The following is a 5085-nucleotide window of genomic DNA, read 5'->3' on the forward strand; positions in this document are numbered from 1 at the left end:
CCCCCTTTCTGCAGTTAGCTACTGCTTGGTAATTATGGCCGCATCAGAGGAGTGGTGTACATGATTATTATAACACATTTCGCGGGCAGACGGAACGTGGTTCTATGGTCTTCTAAGGGCCAGACTGGCTCTAGCTGCCGACTGAGCTGGCCCTTCTCCGCGATCAAGGCCAGCAGCGGGCTGCGCCAGATAGGGGAGGGGCAATGAGTTGTTAGCAGGCTAATCTGTTGGCTTGGATAGAATGCTTTCTTGAGCGCTGGCCCCGCTTGTCTTGATGGTCTGGGCATGCGTCGGCCAATATGGTACACTGGCAACAGTGAGCGCGCTGCTTGCAGGCTTTTCTTTTTGACTTGGCCTGCGTCCCTGGTTTGATTGCGCGCTAGTGAGTATAGGTGGCTGGCTTTGCTTCACCATCAAAGAAGAGGTGTTTCGATGCCGCAGGATATCTTCATTATCGCTGGAGCTCGGACCCCGGTCGGCGTTTTGCAAGGTTCGCTTTCAGAGATCAGTGCGATCGATCTGGGTGTGATTGCTGCCAGGGAGGCACTGCGACGGAGCAATGTGGAGCCGACGCTGGTCGATCAGGTGGTGATGGGAAACGTGCTGCAGACGAGCAAGGACGCTATCTATTTTGCGCGCCATGTCGCCTTGAAGGCTGGTCTTCCTATCGAAGTACCTGCTTTGACGGTTAATCGCTTGTGTGGTTCGGGCCTGCAGGCAGTCGTGAGCGCGGCTCAGCTTTTGCTCCTTGGCGAGGGCCAGATTGCCCTTGCCGGCGGAGCGGAGAATATGACCCAGGCTCCCCATGTGATTCGCGGCGCCCGCTTTGGGTTTAAGCTGGGCCAGGCTCCTCAGCTAGAAGATAGCTTGTGGGAAGCTTTGATCGATACGTATATCGGCTGCGGTATGGCTATCACGGCGGAGAACCTGGCTGAGCGCTACGGGCTGACGCGCGAGGAGGTTGATGCTTATGCGCTGCGCAGTCAGGTGGCCGCGCGCCGCGCTCAGCAGGCTGGCTGGTTAGCAGAGGAGATCGTTCCGGTTCCGATCCGGGACCGCAAGGGTAACCTGGTGGAATTTAGCCAGGATGAAGGTATTCGCGATACTTCGATGGAGGCTCTGGCGAAGCTACCTGCTCGCTTCCGGGAGGGAGGCGTGGTGACTGCCGGTAATGCGAGCGGGATCAATGATGCGGGAGCTTGCGTGGTTCTGGCGACCGAGGAGGCCGTGAAGCGCCACAATTTGCAGCCAATGGCGCGCCTGGTCTCTTGGAGCGTGGTGGGCGTGCCTCCCGAGATTATGGGCATTGGTCCAGCGCCCGCCATTCGTCAGGCGCTCAAACGGGCCGATCTGCGTCTGGAGGATATGGACCGTATTGAGGTGAATGAGGCGTTTGCCGCCCAGTACCTGGCCGTGGAGAAAGAGCTAGGTCTGCCACGCGAGAAGACTAATGTGAACGGCGGCGGCATCTCCATCGGCCACCCGTTGGCCGCCAGCGGCGCTCGTTTGACGATCACTTTGCTGCATGAGCTGCGCCGTCACCATCTCAAGTACGGCGTGGCCTCGCTCTGCATCGGCGGCGGTCAGGGAATCGCCGCTGTCTTCGAGAATGTCTCCTAGCAGCTCGTCCGGTGGAATAGGTATGGCCTAGATAGTTCTGCTGTCTCGCCTTTTGCTGGGAGCTGAAGCTAGCAAAAAGCGCGAGTCCAGGCTCTCTGGTCTCGTAGCTGTCGCGAGTAACCAGAGAGCCTGAGACAAAGCAGGTGGCGAGTGCTTTTTGTAATAGTGGAGGATGTTCACTAGGCTTCGCTCTAGCCGATCGCAAGAGCAGAGGAGACAGCAGGACCATGTATGAGTTACCTTATCCTTTCTTCGCTGACGATTCTTCCTCTTCTGGTTCTTCCGGTGATTCTTGGATCTCTCCTTCTGCAGATGGACCGGAGGCTAAAGCTGCTGAGCAAGAAGAACCGTCAGGGTCAGAAGCTGGCGATGAGCCGCGCCTTATTCCTCTGCCAGGCGCCTCGCGTAGGCCGTCGCATCGGCCACGCTGGTGGGAAGAGGCTCGCGCTCGCCGTTGGCTGCTGGGCGGCGTCTTGGGGCTATTGCTGCTGATACTGCTCCTGACAGTCCTGATCCCCCTCTTGAGGAATGCGGCTCTGGTCGCATCAGGGGCAGGCTCTGGAACTGTTACCCCGCAGTCGGCTGCTTTCCGGGCAAGCGATCAAAGCCTGCTGCTGACAGCTAGCGCGGATAGGCTCTATGCCTTCTCCAGCAAGGGTGTTCTCTCTGCTGTGCAGGCCCATGATGGACGTTTACTTTGGCGCTACACCTTGCCGGTCGCGGCTTCTCAGTTCCTTCCTTCTCAGCCCCTCGTAGCCAATGGTGTCGTTTATGTCAGCGGCTCTTGCTTTGCAGCTGCTCCGGGAGTGACCCCCAGTGCCAGCCGCGCTTGTATACCAGGCTCTGGGATCGGAACAATTGTAGCGGCTGTACGTGCCAGCGATGGTCATCTGCTCTGGCAGCGCGTGGAGGAAGGCCGCTTCTTCGCCACTACGCTTCTCGGCGGGAAGCTCTATCTTGTCCATGCGCTCACTTCAGCATCCTTGGTAGAGGCTTTGGAGGCCCAGACAGGTCGGGTTCTTTGGCAACGGCGTCTTTTTGGCTCACTGAGTGGTGTGCTCATGGGTGATCAGGTGGTGGTGGCCCTCCCTTTGGGAACACAGAAGCAGTCAGGAACCCAGTTATTGGCGCTGAGGCCTGATGATGGTCAGCCTCTCTGGAGCCAGGTCCTTCCAGGCTCTTTAAGGCCTGTTTTGGAGGAACAGGGCCGAGTCTACCTGGCAACGGATGCCCAGGGGGCAAGCGCGTCTTTGCCGGAAACGTTGCTGTCTACTTTGGAGAGTCGGAGCGGCACCCAGCGCTGGCAGCGTATCATTCCAGGTCAGCTGATCAGCCTGCTGCTGAGCCGCGACGGTAGCCGGCTGTATGCGCTGACCGCCCTGGAGAAGACTGTACCTGGCAATACTTACGGCAGCGATGTGACGCTGCTCCTGGCTCTCGACGACAGGAATGGTCAGTTGCTCTGGCAGCGCCCAGTTAACCAGGCGCTCTCTCTGGCTATCCTTGTCCGCGAGCAAGATGGCCTGTTCTATCTGGCGCTGGAGCGTCAGGATCAGCCACAAGCACAGCTTATGGCCCTCTCTGTCAGCAATGGTCAACCGCTTTGGCAGCAGCAATACTTTGGTGAGGAACTGGTTGGCGCTCAGCCCCGGGATGCGACGCTGTACGTCGCGGTGAGTGGCAATGCAGTCCTGGCTTTTGATCTCACTAACGGAGAGCTTCGCTGGAGAACACGCTTTAGCGATCATCTCAGTGATATTGCCCTGACGTCGGCCAATCGGCTGCAGCTCTATGTCAGTACAGCGAGTGGACAGCTTGCTGCCCTGGATAGCAGTAGCGGTCGCCTCCGCTGGTCACTCTCGCTGGCTCAATAGCCTAAGTCCGCGAGTGAGACCCGGAGGCTGATCCTGGTGGCTTGTCGAGGCCAGAGCTACCTGGTGAATGGGATGCCTCTCATCGGCAGCGGAGAAGGTCACAGTAGCCTCCTACATCACCTTCAACAGGCAGGGGCCGCCCTGACGAAACCTTGCCTGGCCTCCGAGGCCGGTCAGCAGTCGAAGAGCAGATACAGCGGGGTAGAAGCCCAGAGGCTGATCGCTCTAACACTCACAGCATTGGCCGCAACGCGAGGCTCTCTTTCAGAGATGGGTGAGGCCTCGTATGAGGAGGGCCAGTACGAGCAGGAGCGCTGCTAGCAGGTTGCTGTTCATGTTCTGGGCCATGAGAGCAAGATACTGCTTCAGCTCGCCCTGAGCGCGGCGTAGCACCAGGTAGACAGGAACGACCGTGAGGGCCGCGAGGATAGCGTACCAGGGGAAGACACCGAGTAGACTATCAAGCACGATGAGCAGGGCTGTAAGTCCGAGAAGGATGGCTCCTAGCCTGCGCGCCCTGGCTTCGCCGAGTAGCACCACTGGGGTCTTTTTGGCCACCTCACGATCGGCCCGCCAGTGCAAGAAGTGGTGGAAGTAGAGTACGAGCATGGTGTAGAGTCCCACGGGCAGCGCGGCCAGAATGGCAGAGAGGCTGACGCTGCCCGCCTGCACGTAGTAGGCCCCTACCAGGGGCAGGAGGCCAAATGAAAGGAAGATGTCCAGCTCTCCAAGACCGTGTCCGAAGTAGGCCAGGCGTAGAGGCGGCGCAACGTAGAAGAAGGCTAGTAAGAAGCCGAAGACAGCCAGCAGCAATACCCAGGGACGCCAGAGACTGAGGACTAGACCACAGAGCAAGGCTATGGCAAAGAGGATGACCGAGAGTCGGCGGTACTCAGCAAGGGATGCGCTACCGCTGAGGAGGGCCTGCGAGCCGGTGGCAAAAGCCTGGCCCTGGTCCTGGAGCTGGTGGGCTTGCGTGTCGGTTCCTGCGGCGAAGTCAAAGACATCATTGACAACATTGGCGCCAAGATGGGCCGCCAGCGCTCCCACCAGGCTTAGCAGGAATAGCCCCCAATGGAAGCTGTAACCTTCTTGCCAGGCTAACACTGCTCCCAAAACTACCGGAGTCACCATAACGGGCAGGGTGCGCGCCCGGGTCAGCTTGGCCCATGTCTGGAGCTTTTGCATAGATGAACAATCACACCTCCTTGAGAGAGGTTCTTTTTTTTGCTACCTTGTTTCCTTTCCTGCCCCTCCGCTCTTCCTCACCCAGGTCCTGTTTGGTCCCTGTCGGCTAGCTCGGCTGAGAGCGCTCATGGCTCAGCCCCCTTTTGAGGTAGGTCGTCGACCGTCAGGCTCGAACATCATAGAACACTCTACCACGCAGCAAGCCTGACGGCCAGATCTCCTCTCCCTCCTTGTTAGCCGCTCAGCACCAGGTCTCTCCCTCATTTTCTATCTCATTGTACACAAGATTATCGATGAGTTGACATAAAAATATTGTTAAACATTCTTGTATAATATTCATGTCTATATTGCTAATAAAAACAAAGAAATATATAATGACATTGTGCCAAGAAATCACCGCGGG

Annotated in this window: 3 protein-coding genes; 2 read left to right on the plus strand and 1 reads right to left on the minus strand. The window is 58.0% G+C overall.

The genetic code is table 11. From position 1 onward, the window contains the following. Positions 1–432: 432 nt before the first annotated feature. Both IRZ24_RS16570 and IRZ24_RS16575 read left to right on the plus strand, forming a co-directional pair. A complete protein-coding gene (locus IRZ24_RS16570) occupies positions 433–1620 on the plus strand; it encodes an acetyl-CoA C-acetyltransferase (RefSeq protein ID WP_297166534.1) in 1188 nt (395 codons plus the stop codon). A 227-nt stretch (positions 1621–1847) separates the two neighbouring features. Beyond that, positions 1848–3494, plus strand: coding sequence for a PQQ-binding-like beta-propeller repeat protein (locus IRZ24_RS16575; protein WP_297166536.1), 1647 nt, complete (start codon positions 1848–1850; stop codon positions 3492–3494). A 264-nt stretch (positions 3495–3758) separates the two neighbouring features. Here IRZ24_RS16575 and IRZ24_RS16580 read toward each other — a convergent pair whose 3' ends face one another. Further along, the gene (locus tag IRZ24_RS16580) at positions 3759–4682 is read right to left on the minus strand and encodes a prenyltransferase (protein WP_297166540.1); all 924 of its coding nucleotides are present in this window, start codon (positions 4680–4682) and stop codon (positions 3759–3761) included. Positions 4683–5085 lie beyond the last annotated feature (403 nt).

The organism is Thermogemmatispora sp., assembly GCF_019683755.1.
GTDB lineage: Bacteria > Chloroflexota > Ktedonobacteria > Ktedonobacterales > Ktedonobacteraceae > Thermogemmatispora.

Bases quoted from the DNA above. Each gene is read 5' to 3' on its own strand.
- IRZ24_RS16570 (WP_297166534.1), top strand. From the start codon at position 433: ATGCCGCAGGATATCTTCATTATCGCTGGAGCTCGGACCCCGGTCGGC.
- IRZ24_RS16575 (WP_297166536.1), top strand. From the start codon at position 1,848: ATGTATGAGTTACCTTATCCTTTCTTCGCTGACGATTCTTCCTCTTCT.
- IRZ24_RS16580 (WP_297166540.1), bottom strand. From the start codon at position 4,682: ATGCAAAAGCTCCAGACATGGGCCAAGCTGACCCGGGCGCGCACCCTG.